Consider the following 15,716-nt stretch of genomic DNA (forward strand, 5'->3'; position numbering starts at 1 on the left):
CGCCGGCCCTCCGGGGTCAGCGCGGGCGGGCCGACCGCGCTGCCATGGACCGGACCCAGGATGCTCGGACCCCAGGGACGACTTCAGTCGCGGCAGGAGGGCGTCGAGTCCCTCCCAGTGGCCCCGGATGGTGTCCGGCGGCAGCATCCGCCCGATGTAGCCCTCCTGGTCGCCGTCGAGCACCGCGTCGGTGACGATGCCCACGACGAGGCCGGTCCGCGGGTCGTAGACGGCGGCGCCGCTGAATCCCTCGCCGAGGCGCTGCGGGTGGGCCTGCTCGACGTCGACCTCCAGCCACTCCTGGCCGAGCAGTCGGTCGGCGCTGGTGCGCGGGGTGACGTGCGTGCCGTCCTTGTCGTGACCGAAGGGGAAACCGAGGGCGCGCAGTTCGTGCGCGCTCCGTCCCTCGCGCGGTCGCAGCAGATCGAGTGGCGCGAACACGCGCGGGGACACCGGGACGCGGGACCGGGACCGACGCCGACGCCGACGCCGACAGCAGCTTGGTCAGCTCGACGCCGGGCAGCGTCACGCGGACCTCGCTCAGCCCTTCGGCGACGTGGGCACAGGTGATCAGCCGAGCGCCGTCGACCAGGACGCCCGCGCCTCGGGGTACGCCGTCGGCCGTGCCGATGCGGGCACGCCAGTGCATGCCCGCCATTATTCGCCTTGCGCGCCCTGCGAAGGAGCCGCGCCCTGCGCCGGAGCCGCGCGCGACCAGGTCAGCCGGACGGTCAGATGCCCCTCGGTCGCCGTCTTGGCGATGACGGCACCGGCGGCGGCGGTGAGCTTGACGCCGAATTCCAGCTCGATCGCGTCGGGGTCGAGCGCACCCTCCCGAAAGGTCCGCAGCGCGGACAGCGCGGCACCGCGCACATGCCCCAGCGCCGACTCGAACCGCCCCTCGACCTCATGCACCTCACCGTCGTCCCCGCGCCGCGACACCGACCGGAACCCGGGATCCCTGGAGTCCACCTCGACCACGACGGGGCCCTGGTCGGACTCCCAGCGCATCAACTCACTCACGTACGGCTTCCCTTCCGGCCTTGATCGGCGTTACCGCCCGCTGCCTGAAAGGTAACGTCAACAGGTCTTCCAGTAAGCGGTGTTCGGCAGATACGTGTGCCACGCCTCGCGCCCGAGCCCGCCCCGCACCCGTTCGCATACGTCGCGGGCGGCGCGGCCCGGGTCGACGAGGAGGCGGCGGCTCGCGGTGTGCGGCGTGGCGACGCGCACCTCGCTTCCGGCGAAGCCGACGGCGAGGACGGGTCCGTCCGCCGCCGGGTACGCGGCGCCCGCGAGGCGGGGCGTGTCCGTCTCCCAGACACGGACGGTGCCGTCGGCGGCGCCGGCCGCGAGGTGGCGGCCGTCGGCGGAGAAGGCCAGGACGGGCACGGCGCCGTCGTCGCCCGCGTCCCAGGAGCCGGCGGCAAGCACGCCGAGGGGACGGGTGCCGCGAGCGTTCCAGAGGGTGATCCGGCCGTCGTCGTCGACGGCCGCGAGATGGCGGCCGTCGGGGCTGAAGGCCGCGGCGACCACATCGTCCTCGCCCCGCAGCACCCGCGATGAGCGCCCCGTCCGCACGTCGACGAGGACGCCGTCCCCCGTGAGGAGGGTCCGGCCGTCGGGCGCCAGGGCGTTGGCCATCCCGGCGGTGGGCCGGTGCAGGGCGCGCATGCGCTCTCCCGTGCGCTCTCCCCTGCGCTCTCCCGTGCGCTCTCCCCGCCTGCCCCTGCCCACCTCCCAGACCTCGACCTGCCGGTCATCGTTGTCCCGCGCGGTGACCGGCGCCCCCGAGAGGACGACGGGGCCTTCGTCGGAGGCGGGGACGGCCATGCTCTGCGTCCGCACCGGCACGGTGGCGGCCCGCCCCACCTCCCTCCCCCGCGTGAGGCTCCACTGCCGCACGGTCGTGCCACGGCCGTCACCCGTCCCGTACACGAGCCTGCCGCCGTCCTCGGAGAACGCCATGCCGCCCACGCAGTCCGCGCACACGTCGCCCGGCAGCCAGTCGCTCACCCCGCCTCCGCGCGCCCTCCGCAGCTGGAACCGCCGGCCGTCGCCGCGCCGCTGCGTGGCGGCGAGGGTGCGCCCGTCCGGGCTGAACCGTGCGGACCCGAGCGGTTGTTCCAGTCGCTCGGCCGACAGCGCCTCGCGTACGTCGAGCGTGCGTACGGTCTGTCCGGCCTGGTAACGGATCACACCGTCGGCCGCGTCGACGCGGGCGTCGGTGGCGCTGCGGTTGTCCAGGGGGTGGGTGAGCAGAGGGGCGGCAGGGGACGCGGTCGCCCACAGCGCGATCTTCCCGTCCGCCATCGTGACGGCGAGGGCGCCGTCCTCGCTGAAGTCCACGTGTACGTCCACGTCCACGTCCACGTCTGCGTCGGCACCGGCACCGGCACCGGCACCGGCACCGGCACCGGGCAGCTTGATGCGGGGTCGCTCCCGTCCCGGCTCCAGCTCCCGGGTCCGGATGCCGCCCGCGGCCGCGACGGCCACCCCGCGACTGTCCGAGGTGAACGCGGACTCGTCGCTTCCACAGGCCTGTTTACCGAACCCCTTGGACCAGGTGACGGGCAGCCGCCGCCCGCCGGCCACCTCCTCCACGATCAGCCCGCCACCGGCCTCCGCGCAGGTCGCGAGAAGCCGGTCGTCCGGGCTCACCCGAGGGAACGGCCCGTCTTCGTGGCGTGCGCCGGTCTCGTGCAGCAGTCGCTGCTTCCGCACGTCCCAGACCTGTACGACGGTGTCCCCGCGCACCCTCTGACGGATGACGAACGTCCGCCCACCGGGCCCGAACCGCCCGTCCACATCCCACCGCCCGGCCGCCCCGAACGCCTTACCAACCGGTCGCCCCCGGCGCAGATCCCACACCACGAACCCGCGTCGCCCACCTCGGTACGCGATCATGTGCCCGTCATCGCTGACGTCCGCGTATCCACTGTGGACGCCGGGCACCTCCCGCACGCCGATGCGGCGGCCACGGCGCAGATCCCATTGCGTGACGCGGTCCCGCGCCACGGCTGTCAGGACGCGGCCGTCGGCGCTGAGGACGCGCGGCGCGTTCGGGACGTCGCCGCCGTCCGCGCCGGAGAGCGCGGCCAGCTCCCGCTGCGCCGCCGCGCCGCGCACCGCCTCCCGTGTCTCCGGCAGGTCCGCGATCCGCCAGGCCGCCACGCTCAGCCGCATCGAGGTGACCGGATCGGAGGTGCGCAGCGTCCGGGCGACCCCCACGATGCGACGCGCTTCCGCCTCGTCCCGCTTCCGCTGACCGTCGCGGTTCTGCTGCCAGGCGACGGCGCCGGCGACCGCCGCGAGGCAGAGCAGCACGGCGAGGGCGGACAGGAGGGCGCGGGTCCTGCGCACGGCGCGGCTTCGGGAACGTACGCCTTGCTCGTGCGCGTCGACGGACACGTCGAGGAACTCCCGCTCCCCGGGCGTCAGTTCCCATCCCCCGGCCGAGGCGTGCCCGTCCGCCCCGGCGAAGGCCACCCTCGCCTGCGTCAGCCGTGTCCCCCGGTACAGCGCCCCGGGGTCCCGCCCCAGCTCCTCCCAGCCGCGCGCCGCCTCCGTCAGCGCCCGGTGCAACCGCAGCCGCTCCCGTTCCGCGTCGATCCAGCCGCGCAACCGTGGCCACGCGGTGAGCAGCGCCTCGTGGGCGAGGTCGACCACCGTGCTGTCAACCGCTGTGCCGTCGACCGCCGCGCTGTCGACCGTCAACAGGCGGGCCGCGACGAGGCGTTCCAGAACCGCGTCGCAGCCGGCCGGCAGTTCAGCCCGGTCGACGGGGCGTCGCGTGTCCTGCGTGCCGTCGCCCGGTGTCACCATCCGCAGCAGCAGCGACCGCGCCGTCGCGGCCTCCGTCTCGTCCAGGCGCCCGTACACGTCCTCGGCGGTGTGCGCGACGGCGCCGCGCACTCCTCCGATCGCGTCATACGCCGCTTCCGTCAGCGTCTTTCCGTTGCGCCGCCGCCACACCTCGCGCAGCGCGTGCGCCATGAGCGGCAGGCCGCCCGGCTCGCCGGCGCAGTCGGCGACGATCTTCGCGGTCAACGCCCGTTCCACGACGAGTCCTTCGGCGGCCGCAGGTCGCACGATGGCCTCGCGCAGCCGGCGCGGCGGCATCGGACCGACGAGGAGGTTCGCGTCGCCGAGCGCCTCCGCGAGGGGGCCGTGCTCGGCGCAGCGGCCGTAGAAGTCGGCGCGCACGGCGAGGACGACCCGGAGACGGCTCTCCGGGTCGCGCGCGGTGAGCAGAAGGGGGAGGAACGCGTCCCGTTCGTCCGTGTCGTGGCAGAGCGAGAAGACCTCCTCGAACTGGTCGACGACGAGAAGGGTGTCGGCGACCCCGTCCGCCGGGGTGAAGAGGTCGCGGTGCGTGCGGGAAGGGCGGTCGCCCGGCGTCAGGACGCGGATCGCGGCGGGCCGCGCGGGGCCCGCCGACTCCCGTAACGCCGGGATCAGTCCGGCGCGCAGCAGCGACGACTTGCCGCTGCCCGAGGCCCCGATCACCGCCGCCACCCGGCGGCGCCCGATGAGGCCCGCCAGTTCGGCGACCAGGTCGTCGCGGCCGTGGAAGCGGGCCCGGTCGTCGGCGCCGAAGCGGGCGAGTCCGGGGTAGGGCGACTCCCCGTCGTCCGGGTCGCGTGCGGCGTCCTCCGCGACCGCCTCGTACCAGCGCCGCTCCCACGCGTCGGCATCGCCCTCGCAGGCCGACACGTAGGCGCGCAGCACGGGGAGGGAGGGCAGCCGGGTGCCCGCGGCGGCCGCGGAGAGGGTGGGCGCGGAGTAGGGGACGCGCTGTGCCATCGCGCGGTAGGTGGGGCTGCCCGCGTCGACGCGGAGCTTGCGCAGGTCGTACGCGAAACGCTGCACCGGTCCCGCCGTCGGCTCCAGCAGCTTCTCACGACGCCCCACCGCGCCCCGCCCCTCCCTCGCGTCCCCCGCTCAAGGTCCGGGCCACGCTAGCAATTGATCGGTGCGCCGGAACAGGGCTGCCCATCAATCCCCGGCCCGCTGAACTCGGCCTTTCCGGCCCGCCTTGGGGCCCGGAGCAGTCAGCCATTCGTTCCGCAGCGCACGTACGGGGAGCCCGCCATCACCGCCGAAGCCGATCAGTACGTCGAGCCCGCCCCCTCCACTCCTCCCGGCGGGTCCGCCCCGCCCGCCCCCTCGCGCGGCCGCCCGGGCCCCACCGTTGCGCCCGGTCTGCTCCTGACCCTGGCGCTCGGGTTCTGGGGGTTGCGCCGCCAGGGCAGCATGTGGCGGGACGAGGTGGTGACGTACGACGTCGCCCACCGCGCCCCGACCGACCTCTGGCGGACGCTGGGGAACGCGGACGCCGTCCACGGCCTCTACTACCTGCTCATGCACGGACTCTTCCGGCTCTCCCAGCTCTTCCCGCTCTTCCACGACGCGGACCCGCTGCTCGTGCTGCGCGTTCCCTCGGTCCTCGCCATGGGAGCGGCGACCGTCGGCGTGGCACTGCTCGGGTGGCGACTCGCCGGGCCCCGGGCGGGGCTGCTCGCCGGGGTGGTCTTCGCGGTGCTGCCGTCGGTGCAGCGTCAGGCGCAGGAGGGGCGTTCGTACGCGATGGTGTGCGCGCTGGTCGTCTGGGCGACGTATCTCCTGGTGGTCGCGGTCCAGGCACCGCGCGGGCGGCGCGGGCGACGTGCGCGGCGGCTGTGGTGCGGCTACGGCGCGCTGATGCTGCTCGCCTGCCTGCTCCACGAGTTCGCGGTGTTCGCCCTGCCCGCGCACGCGGTGACGGTGCCCGGTGCGGCACGTCGGGCGTGGGTCGCGGCTGCCGGGGGCGTGGTGGTGGGGGTGGCTCCGCTGGTCGTGCTGAGTCAGCGGCAGCAGGCGCAAGTGGATTGGCTGCACTTCGACTCGGCCGCGTACGCCGGTGCCGCCGGGCTGTGCGCCCTCGGGGTGTGCTGTGCCGTGCTGCTCAGGATGTCGGCGCCGGACGAGGGGCGGTGGCCCGCTCTCGTCCGTCCGGCCCTGGCCCTGCTCGTCGTACCCGTCTCGCTGCTCATGCTGCTCGCCCCGCTCAAGCCGCTGTTCACGGAGCGGTACGTCATGTATGGCATGGCCGGTGTCGCCCTTCTCATCGGGGCGCTGCTGGACCGGGCCCTGTCCGGCGGTCGAGGGGTCGTCGCCGTGGCGGTGGTCGCGGCCGGCGCGGCTCTTGCCGCGTTGCTTCCCGTCGCGCTGAACCTGCGTACGCCGGCGGGCCGTCTCGACGACTCCGTCGCCGCCGCGCACGCCATCCGCGCCGTCGGTCGGGAGGGCGACGCCGTGGTGTACATGCCGCTGCGCCGCAGAGTGTGGTCGCTGGCCGCGCCCGGAGCCGTCTCGGGTCTGCGGGACATCGCCCTGGACCGGAGTCCGGTCGACTCGGACACCCTGTACGGCACGGAGGTTCCCGCCGACGTCATCCGCGGTCGTATGCGCGCGGAGCCGCGGATCGTGCTCGTCACCGATCCCTCGGGCAGGACGGACGACCGGATCGCGCGGGAGACCGTGAAGCGGAACGTCATCGGGAGCCGCTTCGAGAAGTGCCGGTCCTGGAGCGGCCGGGGCGCGCGCGTCACCCTCTACGCGCGCCCCGGCCGCTGCTGAGCCCTATACGGCGGCGTGGTCCTTGACCGCCACATGCACCGTCTGCGCCGTCAGGAGGAACAGGTCCTCGCGGTGGTGCAGGCTCTGGGGGTCGTCCTTGTCCAGGAGGCGGTCGATCGTGGTGAGGTCCTCGGGGGTGACGCGGCCCTCGTGCATCTCGCGGCGGCGGGTGAACTCTTCGAGGACATGGGCGCGGGCCGTGTCGGAGAGCGGGGCCGGCAGGTCGAGGAGGAAGCTGCGGGTGGCCACGTGGCGCAGGCCCGCGCCGGTGAGGAGCGCCGGCCAGTCCTCCGCCGCGTCCTTCGAGTGCGGCAGGCCGGTGCGCATCTGGGCGAACCACTCCTCGTCGGAGGCTTCGAGGCGGGAGAGGAGCCCGGGGCGGCCGAAGCCGATGTCGCGGGGGAGGTAGCGGGCGCCGAGGCCGCCTTCCAGGAGGGCGATCGCGCCGCCCGGTGCGAGGCGGTCGGCGAGGGCGGCGAGCGCGGCGCCCTGGTCGCCGACGTGGTGCAGGGACTTGCACAGCCACAGGAGGTCGGCGGTCGGTACGTCGTCGATGGCGTCCGGGAGCGCCGCGCGCACCGTGTCGAAGCGGTCGGCCAGCCCCTCGCGGGCGGCGCGGTCGCGGGCCCGCTCCAAGAGGGGTTCCTCGGGGTCCGCCGCGACGACGCGCGCCTTGGGGAATGCCTCGGCCAGCTGGAAGGAGATGGCGCCGGGGCCGCTGCCGACGTCGACGACGACGCCGGGTTCCGGCACCCAGTGGCGCAGCCAGGCGGCCACCTCGCCGTACATGGGGGCGGCGACCTCCGCGTACCGTTCCAGCATGGCTCCCATGGCGGCCCAGTCCATGTCCTCGCCGCCATGACCGTGCCCGTGCCCGTGGCCATGCCCGTGGCCATGCCCGTGGCCATGCCCCTGGTCCTGGCCCTGTCCGTGCGCGTGGTGCTGCCCCATCACTCTGCCGCCTTCCGGTTCCGGTTCCTGTTCTCCGCCCTCGTTGTGGAGAACAGTGACAGCCTGCGCCCCCTTCCCGGTTTTCGACGACCCATGTTGCCGTTACGGCAAGAGGAAGCCTCAGCCCCGTTTGCGGAACGCCCGCAGGCTGAAGAACGGATCGGGGCGCGGCACGTCCTGGTCCGGCAGCGCGGCGAGCCCGGCCGCGAGGCGCGCGGCCAGCGGCCCGTCGGGCGGGACCTGCGTGAACCAGCCCCGGTGGAGGTCGTCGACCGTGGAGCGCGGGGTGCGGCCCTGGCCGTGGCCGACGAACCGGGACCGGCCGGCCGGCGCCATGCCGTGTTCGGCCGCGTACGCCGCGACGGCCTCGGCGCGGTCGACGGCGGAACGCACGGGGCGCGGGGCGAGCACGGCGTCGATGTCGCTGCCCGCGTCGTGCGAGGCGGCCTTGTCGACGGTGGTGACGTAGACGCCGCCGGGCCGCAACACCCGCGCGCACTCGGCGACGACCGACGCCGTCTCCTCGGGCCCGGGGAGGAGATGCAGCAGCCACACCGTACTCACGGCTTCGAACGCCCCGTCCGGGAAGGGAAGTTGGCGACTGTCGCCGAGAACAATGGCGCCCGGCACCCGGGCCGCCGCCATCCGGGCCATGCGGGGCGCCGCGTCCACTCCCGTCACGCACAGACCGGCACGCGCGGCGAGGCGGCGGGTGACCAGGCCGGTGCCGCAGGCGACGTCGAGGAGGCTGCGGGCGTCGGGAGGCACCAGGCCGAGGACGGCCTCCGCGGCGGCCGCCGCACGGGGCTCACCGCCGCGCGAGGCGTCGTAGCGGTCGGCTTCCTTGCTGTAGTCGAGCATGCCCGCGCTCACTCCGCGCCGTGCCCCGGGGCCAACGCCTCGACACGGCGGGCCAGTTCGAAGTCGAGGGCGGTGAGCGCGCCGCCCGCGCTGTGCGTCTGCACGGACACGGCGACGGTGTTGTAGCCGAGTGTCAGATCCGAGTGGTGGTCGAGCTCGTCCTGCGTCTGGGCGATGTGCACGACGAGACCGGTCGCCGCGAAATGCGAGCCGAGCCGGTACGAGCGGGTGATCTTCCCACCGTCGAGGGACCAGCCGGGCAGCTCGGCGAGGCGGTCCTCGATCTCCTTCTGCGAGAGCGGTTCGCGGGACAGCGGTTCGGGGGACATGGGCGAGGCTCCTTCCACGGGGTCGGTCTCACCTTGCCACAGCCCGAAGCGCACCAGTCCCGGAGAACCCGCAAGCCGTTATCAGGCGTGTTGGAAGACGAGAGTGGTGTTGTGGCCGCCGAAGCCGACGGAGTTGCTGAGGGCAATCGCCGCATGTTGCTGCCGTGGAACTCGAGTCACCAGGTCGATGGCGAATATCGGGTCTGCGGTGTCGACGTTGGCTGTGGGCGGGACGAGGCCGTTCCGCAGGGTCAGCACGGTCAGGACGGCTTCCACCGCTCCGGCCGCACCCAGGCAGTGACCGAGCGCGCCCTTCGCGGAGGTGACGCTCGGCCCGTGCGGGAGCACCGCCGCGATGGCGGCGGCCTCTGTGGCGTCTCCCTGCTTGGTGGCTGTGCCATGGGCGTTGACGTGGTCCACGTCCGACGGGGTCAGGTCGGCGTCGGCCAGGGCGAGGCGGATCGCCTGGCGGATTCCCGCGCCTTGTGGGTGCGGCGCGGTGGGGTGGTGGGCGTCGGTGCTTGAAGCGCAGTCGGTCAGGACGGCGCGGGGTACGGCGCGGCGGGCGCGGGCGTCGGCCGGGCGTTCGAGGACCAGCATTCCGGCTGCTTCGGCGATGACAAATCCGTCCCGGTCGGCGCCGAAGGGCCGGGAGGCGGTGGCCGGGTCCTGGCGGCGGGCGGACAGCGCGCCCATGGCGTGGAATCCGGCGACGATCAGCGGGTTCAGGGCAGCCTCGGCGCCGCCGGCCAGCACGATGTCGCAGCGATCCTCCATCAGCCAGGACCGCGCGGCGACCAGGGCGTCCGCTCCCGCCGCACAGGCCGTCACCGTCGTCAGACTGGGGCCGCGCACCCGAAGCGCCATCGCGATCTCGGCGGCGGCCATATTGGCCAGGGACATCGGGTGGACCAGCGGCGATACGTGCTCCGCTCCCTGCTCCCGCATCCGTGTGTGCTGGGCGTCCCTTGCTGACACGCCGCCAAGACCCGTGCCCAGAACGACGCCCACGCGCGCACCGTCCCAGGACGAGGTGTCCAGTCCCGCGTCGGCGACCGCCTCCCGCACCGCGATCAGTGCGAAGCCGGGTGAAGCGGTCCAGCCGGTACGGATGTCGGTGGTCCAGCAGCGTCGCCTCGTCCTTCGGCGGGAGGGGCACGGAGCAGCCGAAGTCGACCGGCAGGCCCTCAAGGCCGGGGTGCGTCGCGGCGGTGGGTACGCCCGCGCAGACGCCTTGCCAGGTGGGTGCGGTGCCGATACCGGCGGGTGTGATCAGTCCGGTGCCCGTGACGCAGACCTCTCGGGAGTTCACGCGGTCTCGCCTGTCGCGGACAGCGCGTTCGGAGCCAGTCGGGCGTCCAGGGTCGTCGCGATCTGTCGCAGGGTGGCTTGTGCGGGCAGGTCTTCTTCCGTGCAGGACACGTGCAGCTCGTCGCGGAGGGTGAGGGTGAGTTCGGCCACCGCCAGGGAGTCCAGCTCCAGGTCGCTCAGGCGCGTGTCGGGGGTCAACTCCCCCAGCGGCACAGCGAACTTCCCGGTAAGAATGGCGAACAGGGCATGGCGGGCAGGGCGCACGGCACTCACTGACTTCCTTGTGAAGCAGGCGGGCGGGCAGGCGGGTGGACGGTGAAGTCATAGGCGCAGGGCGAGCACACCCACGCTGACACCGCTGGCGAAACCTGTGAGCAACACGATGTCTCCGGGCCGGACCCGGCCTTGCTCCAGGGCGGTTGCCAGTTGCAGTGGCAGGGTGGCTGCCGCGGTGTTTCCGTGCGAGGAGATGGTGACGCTCAGCCGGTCTTCGGGCACGCCCACATCGCGCCGGAAGTCCTCTGCTGAACGGAACGCTGCGACGTGAAGGCAGAGCAGTGCCACTTCCCGCTCGGAGCCGACAAGGCCGTTCAGGATATGCGTCGGATCGCTGCGCAGGGAGCGAACGGCCTCCGTCATGCGACCCACCCGAAAGCGTGAGCGCTGCCGGGGGGACGGCGCTCCGGGAAACGGCAGCACACCCTCTTTCCACGCCGAGGAGGCGGCGAGGAACCGGCTGCCGATAATTCCCGGCCCAGCCGCCCCTTCCAGGACCACCGCGGCCCCGGCGTCGGAAAGGGTGTAGCCGACGATGGATTCCACGAATTCCTGTGCGGTCGCCACGGACGTCTGCTGGAACTGCGTAGGTGTCTCTCCGCAGCAGACCAGCACGCGCCGGTGGGCGCCCGAGCGGATGAGCGCGTCGGCGACCTGCATGGCGTTCAGGAAGCTGTTGCAGGCGTTCTTCACGTCGAACACCGGACAGCTCGCCCGCAGCTTGTCCGCGACGATATGGGCGGTGGCGGGTTCCAGCACCTCTGCGCTCATGGCCGCGAAAATCAACAGATCGATCTCGCCGATCGTGCGGCCCGCGCGGTCCAGCGCCTTGTCGGCAGCCGCCACCGCCAGGTCCGACGCCTCCCAGTCGGACGGGCGGACATACCGGTTCTCGACACCGGTGAGCCGCCCGATCATGCCTCGCGGCACCTCGAAGGCCGGGCTGTGGCGCACGACCTCCTCTTCCACTTCCGCGATGGTCATCCGCCTGCCGGGAAGATGAGCGGCCACGCCGGCGACCCTGCTGTGGGGGGAGTACGTCATGGATCCTGTCCCGGTGGTCCGTATGAGCCGGGACAGTAAAACAGATAGCGAGATCCCTCTAAATTCCTATTATCCAATTCATGGGCGCAGTGCCCTGTTTTCGACCGAAAGATTTCCACCTTCGAGAAACTCCTTCCCTCGAAAGAGGGAGCGGTGTGGGCAGCGGCTCATCCCGTAGGCAATAGTGTGCGCGGCCGGTGCGCTCTTCCTACGAGCCGCCCGTATTCCGCCGTTCTCCTTAACTTCCTTCCTCAGGGGGCCTTTTCGTGCGCAGTGTGGTCGTCACCGGTGCCAGCAGCGGCATCGGCAGGGCAACAGCCCTCGAACTGTCCGGTCGCGGCTACGACGTCATCGGAACCGTCCGCAGCGACGCGAAGGCCGAAAGCTTGGTCACGGCCGCGCTTGAACGCGGCCGTTCGCTGAGGACCGTCGTACTGGAGGTGGCGGACGAGGCGGCGTGCGAGGAGGTGTTCGCCGCCATCGGTGACATGACGGACGGCGGCCCGTGGGCCGTGGTGAACAACGCCGGCGTCGAACTGTTGGGTGCGGTGGAGGACGTCGACTGCCGACAGGCCCGTCACGTTCTGGAGGTCAACCTGCTGGCTCCCATCAGGATCTGCCGGTTGGTGCTGCCCGCGATGCGTCGACGGGGCGCCGGACGGATCGTCAACGTCACCTCGCACGCCGGTCTCGTGGCCTCGCCCTTCAACGGCTGGTACGCGGCGAGCAAGCACGGGGTGGAGGCCCTGAGTGACTCGCTGCGCATGGAGACCGCACGCGATGGTGTGCATGTCTCCTTGGTCGAACCGGGTTTCCACGAGACTGCCATGGTCCCCGAGGGTGAACGTCGCCTGTCCGAACTCGGCGAGATGAAGGATTCGGCCTACTCCGACGCCTACGCCGAAACCCTGCGCCGGCTGCGTCGGCTGCGGCCCTTCCGTCCGGCCGACGACGTGGCCCGGGTGATCTGCCGTGCGCTGGAGTCCCGGCGCCCGCGCGCCCGCTACCTGGTCGGCAAGGAAACCCCCCTGACCAGGCTCGCCCTCTTCACACCGCAGTGGACCATGGACCGCTACCTGCGGGCCTTCACCGGGCTGCGCTGAGAAGTCGGCCCGCCCGAAAGAAACACGACAGGAAGAAGCAGGAAACGAACGTGCGAGATCACTACGCCGACATGCTGGACCTCCTGCACTCCAGGTTCGACATCGAACCGGAATCGGTCAGCCACGACATGAGCTTCAGGACTCTGGGGCTGGATTCGGTGGAGTTGCTGGAGCTGGCCGTCTGCATGGACCTCACCGAAAGCACCGGTCTGCTGGAGTGCACACCGGACAGCACCGTCGACCAGGTCCTGGACCACCTGCGGCGCCAGGACGGCCCGGTGGATGCCGGCGCCGCACCCGTCTCATGAAACGTGCGGCGATCGCGGTCACCGGTATCGGCCTCGTCACTCCCGCCGGCTACGGTCGCTGGAAAACTTTCGAGGGTCTGTGCGCCGGACGGTCGACTGCCGCGCCCGATCCGCGGCTGAGCGAGGCACCGGTCGGATTCAGCTGCGCCGTGCCCGACCTGCGGGCACAGGAGCGGTTGCCCAAGGTTGGATTTCACCGAGCCGACAGGCAGCGGCCCGCACGTGCGGAGCGCGCCCAAGGCCCACCCTACGGCCCGGCATTCGGCCTGGTCCCCCGCGGACGTGCCCGTCCCGTGCATCTCCAGGTATGCCAGGTCGTCGGCACCGATACCGGCACGTGCGTGGACCGCGCGCAACAGCGCCTCCTGCGCGGCATCGCTGGGCAGGGCCAGACCGGCCGTGCGCCCGTCACTGTTGGCACCGGAGGCGAGAATCGTGCCGTGCACGCGGTCACCGTCGGCCAGCGCGTCGCTCAGACGCTTGAGCAGGACCACCCCGCCACCCTCGGCCCGGACATAGCCGTCGGCCCCGTTGGAGAAGGTGCGGCAACGTCCGGCGGGCGAAAGCATGGAGGCGGTCGAAAACCCGACGTAGGCGGACGGGTTGAGCAGGACGTGGGCGCTACCGGCCAGCACCGCGCGGCCCCGGCCGGACCGCAGATACTCACAGGCCTGGTGGACCGCGGTCAGCGCCGAGGAGCAGGCGGTGTCCACTGCCACGCTCTCGCCGTGCCAGTCCAGCACGTAGGAGATGCGGTTGGCGGTGACAGCCCCGCTTCCCCCCGTCATCGTGTAAGGGTTCACGGTGTCGATACGGGCCGTCTGCAGATCGAGGTAGTCCTGCCCGGAAACACCGATGAACACCCCCGTGTCCGACCCGGCGAGCGCTTCCCGCGAAATCCCGGCGTCGTCCAGGGCTTCCACCGTCATTTCCAGCAGCAGTCGCTGCCGGGGGTCCATCCTGGATGCCTCGCGGGGCGCGATATCGAAGAAGTCGGCGTCGAAATCCGCGATATTCTCCAGGAACCCGCCGGCCGTGGTGCGCGTCTTACCCGGCCTTCCGCGCCGGTCGAGGAACCGGTCGCTCTCGAAACGCTCGGGCGGCGCCTCGGTCACCAGGTCGCGACCCTGTTCGAGCACCGACCAGAGGCTCTGCAAATCGTTGACACCCCCCGGCAACCGGCATGCGGCACCCACGATCGCCAAGGGTTCTTCTTGCGGGCATACGTTCTGCTCGGGCATCACACGCCTCCGGAGCGCCGCCGTGGATGAACCCGCGGAAAATCCCTGAAGAAGGGATTGATGCGAGAGTCATACCGGACAGCCATTGAGCTGACATTCGGACAACCGCCACGGAGCGTAGTGGTCCGTACGCCATCACCAGCAAATGCGCGTCCCCCTGACGAGGGATTTGTATGACAAGCAGTACGCGACCCGGGTGGCTGGACGACCGCAAGGAGCGGGCGGTGGTGACGTACCGCGTGGCGGTCTGCTCCGTGATGCCGAACAAGCCCATGAGCCGCGGGAGGTCGGCGCTCTCCGAAGCCGCGGGGAGTTCGATTACCGTCTACGTATGACAACCGCCGCGCCCGCCAAGGGGAACACCAAAGACAAGGCCAAGGGGAACGCCAAGGGGAACGGGACCGGAGTGGGCCCGCTGCTGCGCGGCTGGCGGGAGCGGCGGCGCGTCAGCCAGCTTGAGCTGGCCCTGCGCGCCGACTCGTCCGCGCGGCACATCAGCTTCGTCGAGACGGGCCGCTCACGCCCCAGCGAGGAGCTCGTGCTGCGCCTCGCCGACCACCTCGACGTGCCGGTGAGGGACCGCAACTCCCTGCTGCTCGCGGCCGGTTACGCGCCCCGCTTCCGCGAGACCCCGCTGGAGGACCCCTCGATGGGCACCCTGCGCGAGGGCCTCGAACAGCTCCTGACCGGCTACGAGCCCTATCCGGCGCTGGTCGTCGACGCGGCGTACGACGTCATCGCGGCGAACCGCGGCATCGCGATGATCCTCGACGGCATCCCGGAGCGCCTCCTCGCCCCGCCCCTGAACGCGATGCGGCTCACCCTCCACCCGGAGGGCCTCGCCCGCAGGATCCGCAATCTGCGGGAGTGGCGCGGTCATCTGCTGCACCAGATGGAGCGGCAGATCGCGCTGCAGCGCTCGGACGCCCTGCGGGCGGTGTACGAGGAGGTGGCCGCGTATCCGGTGGAGGACCCGGGGGTGGACGCCTTCGACGCCGGGACGGACGTGCCGTACTTCGCGCTGCCCCTGCGGATCGAGCACGACGGGCACGTCCTGTCCTTCATCTCGTCGATCTCCACGTTCAACACCCCGATGGACGTGACGGTCGCCGAGCTGGCCATCGAGACGCTGCTCCCGGCCGACCCGGCGACGGTCAAGTACCTTCAGACCCAGATGGGCTAGCGGACCCCCAGGGCCCGCAAGGAGCGCCAACGCCCGGCGGCTAGGCCCGCAGCGCGCGCAGCGCCGCGTACTGCAGGGCGGCGAAGCCGCCGACGGTGACGGCCTGCATCGGGATCCAGACCGCTCCGGCCGTGCTCGGCGAGAGCCAGGCGACGAGGGCGACGACGCTGAGCACCGCCCAGGCGGCGTTGCCCTCGATCACCGCGCGCACGCCGAGCGTCGGCGGGCTCTTGCGGGCGGCCAGGTAGCCGACGCCCGCGCCGTAAAGGGTGAGGAAGACGCCGAGGCCGAGCAGCAGCCCTGAGTCGACGCCGAGGAAGCTTCCGAGGGGTCCGGAGGCGGCGACGTACGCGAGACCGTTGCTAGCGGTCACGACCGCGTCGAGGCCGAGGAAGCGGCGCAGCATGGTGGTCGGGTCGGTGGTGCGGGCCAGAGCGGTGAGCTGGTAGGTCGTCATGGCGGGCTGCCTCCAAGCGGCGGGGAAGAGC

At 72.2% G+C, this 15,716-nt stretch carries 13 protein-coding genes and 2 pseudogenes; 4 read left to right on the forward strand and 11 right to left on the reverse strand.

Annotated features, from left to right (window positions below):
• From ACWDVB_RS36360 to ACWDVB_RS36370, 3 genes and pseudogenes are all read right to left on the reverse strand, one after another.
• Positions 1-441: pseudogene (locus ACWDVB_RS36360) on the reverse strand (hypothetical protein); the annotation flags it as partial.
• A 216-nt stretch (positions 442-657) separates the two neighbouring features.
• Entirely contained in the window at positions 658-1,023 is a 366-nt protein-coding gene (locus ACWDVB_RS36365; RefSeq protein WP_451518654.1) for a CU044_2847 family protein, read from the reverse strand.
• A 57-nt stretch (positions 1,024-1,080) separates the two neighbouring features.
• Positions 1,081-4,914: an nSTAND1 domain-containing NTPase gene (locus tag ACWDVB_RS36370; protein ID WP_451518653.1), complete on the reverse strand. Its 3,834-nt coding sequence runs from the start codon at positions 4,912-4,914 to the stop codon at positions 1,081-1,083.
• Between the two features lie 54 nt (positions 4,915-4,968).
• Here ACWDVB_RS36370 and ACWDVB_RS36375 point away from each other — a divergent pair, with 54 nt between their 5' ends.
• Positions 4,969-6,621 carry a glycosyltransferase family 39 protein gene (locus ACWDVB_RS36375; RefSeq protein ID WP_451518652.1) on the forward strand — a complete coding sequence of 551 codons (1,653 nt, stop codon included), beginning with the start codon at positions 4,969-4,971 and terminating at the stop codon, positions 6,619-6,621.
• Positions 6,622-6,624: 3 nt separating this feature from the next.
• On the opposite strand, the gene ACWDVB_RS36380 is transcribed toward ACWDVB_RS36375, so the two are convergent.
• The 6 genes and pseudogenes from ACWDVB_RS36380 to ACWDVB_RS36405 all read right to left on the reverse strand — a co-directional run bounded on the left by ACWDVB_RS36380 (position 6,625) and on the right by ACWDVB_RS36405 (position 11,360).
• Positions 6,625-7,572 (reverse strand): class I SAM-dependent methyltransferase, encoded by a 948-nt coding sequence (locus tag ACWDVB_RS36380; protein ID WP_451518651.1) that lies wholly within the window; start codon positions 7,570-7,572, stop codon positions 6,625-6,627.
• A gap of 120 nt (positions 7,573-7,692) precedes the next feature.
• Entirely contained in the window at positions 7,693-8,433 is a 741-nt protein-coding gene (locus tag ACWDVB_RS36385) for a class I SAM-dependent methyltransferase (protein ID WP_451518650.1), read from the reverse strand.
• A gap of 8 nt (positions 8,434-8,441) precedes the next feature.
• On the reverse strand, positions 8,442-8,747 hold the full coding sequence (locus tag ACWDVB_RS36390; protein ID WP_451518666.1) for a 4a-hydroxytetrahydrobiopterin dehydratase: 306 nt from the start codon (positions 8,745-8,747) through the stop codon (positions 8,442-8,444).
• 96 nt (positions 8,748-8,843) lie between these two features.
• Positions 8,844-10,074, reverse strand: a pseudogene (locus tag ACWDVB_RS36395) (beta-ketoacyl-[acyl-carrier-protein] synthase family protein).
• Positions 10,071-10,346 (reverse strand): acyl carrier protein, encoded by a 276-nt coding sequence (locus ACWDVB_RS36400; protein ID WP_451518649.1) that lies wholly within the window; start codon positions 10,344-10,346, stop codon positions 10,071-10,073. Before ACWDVB_RS36400 ends, ACWDVB_RS36395 begins: the two are co-directional and overlap by 4 nt.
• Positions 10,347-10,394: 48 nt before the next feature.
• Positions 10,395-11,360, reverse strand: coding sequence for a 3-oxoacyl-ACP synthase III family protein (locus ACWDVB_RS36405; protein WP_451518648.1), 966 nt, complete (start codon positions 11,358-11,360; stop codon positions 10,395-10,397).
• Positions 11,361-11,659: 299 nt separating this feature from the next.
• On the opposite strand from ACWDVB_RS36405, the gene ACWDVB_RS36410 reads away from it, so the two are divergent.
• Entirely contained in the window at positions 11,660-12,496 is an 837-nt protein-coding gene (locus ACWDVB_RS36410) for an SDR family NAD(P)-dependent oxidoreductase (RefSeq protein ID WP_451518647.1), read from the forward strand.
• Positions 12,497-12,557: 61 nt separating this feature from the next.
• On the opposite strand, the gene ACWDVB_RS36415 is transcribed toward ACWDVB_RS36410, so the two are convergent.
• Entirely contained in the window at positions 12,558-14,045 is a 1,488-nt protein-coding gene (locus ACWDVB_RS36415; protein WP_451518646.1) for a beta-ketoacyl [acyl carrier protein] synthase domain-containing protein, read from the reverse strand.
• A gap of 173 nt (positions 14,046-14,218) precedes the next feature.
• Between ACWDVB_RS36415 and ACWDVB_RS36420 the strand changes: the two genes are divergently transcribed.
• Both ACWDVB_RS36420 and ACWDVB_RS36425 read left to right on the forward strand, forming a co-directional pair.
• On the forward strand, positions 14,219-14,380 hold the full coding sequence (locus tag ACWDVB_RS36420) for a hypothetical protein (RefSeq protein WP_451518645.1): 162 nt from the start codon (positions 14,219-14,221) through the stop codon (positions 14,378-14,380).
• On the forward strand, positions 14,377-15,228 hold the full coding sequence (locus tag ACWDVB_RS36425; protein ID WP_451518644.1) for a helix-turn-helix domain-containing protein: 852 nt from the start codon (positions 14,377-14,379) through the stop codon (positions 15,226-15,228). The genes ACWDVB_RS36420 and ACWDVB_RS36425 overlap by 4 nt, the downstream gene beginning before the upstream one ends.
• Before the next feature lie 40 nt (positions 15,229-15,268).
• On the opposite strand, the gene ACWDVB_RS36430 is transcribed toward ACWDVB_RS36425, so the two are convergent.
• Positions 15,269-15,685 carry a hypothetical protein gene (locus ACWDVB_RS36430; RefSeq protein ID WP_451518643.1) on the reverse strand — a complete coding sequence of 139 codons (417 nt, stop codon included), beginning with the start codon at positions 15,683-15,685 and terminating at the stop codon, positions 15,269-15,271.
• Positions 15,686-15,716: the final 31 nt, after the last annotated feature.

This window comes from Streptomyces sp. NPDC003379 (assembly GCF_053589195.1).

Excerpts from the sequence above, each read along its gene's own strand:
- ACWDVB_RS36420 (WP_451518645.1), top strand. The coding sequence starts at position 14,219 with ATGACAAGCAGTACGCGACCCGGGTGGCTGGACGACCGCAAGGAGCGG.
- ACWDVB_RS36380 (WP_451518651.1), bottom strand. The coding sequence starts at position 7,572 with ATGGGGCAGCACCACGCGCACGGACAGGGCCAGGACCAGGGGCATGGC.
- ACWDVB_RS36425 (WP_451518644.1), top strand. The coding sequence starts at position 14,377 with ATGACAACCGCCGCGCCCGCCAAGGGGAACACCAAAGACAAGGCCAAG.
- ACWDVB_RS36415 (WP_451518646.1), bottom strand. The coding sequence starts at position 14,045 with ATGCCCGAGCAGAACGTATGCCCGCAAGAAGAACCCTTGGCGATCGTG.
- ACWDVB_RS36430 (WP_451518643.1), bottom strand. The coding sequence starts at position 15,685 with ATGACGACCTACCAGCTCACCGCTCTGGCCCGCACCACCGACCCGACC.
- ACWDVB_RS36385 (WP_451518650.1), bottom strand. The coding sequence starts at position 8,433 with ATGCTCGACTACAGCAAGGAAGCCGACCGCTACGACGCCTCGCGCGGC.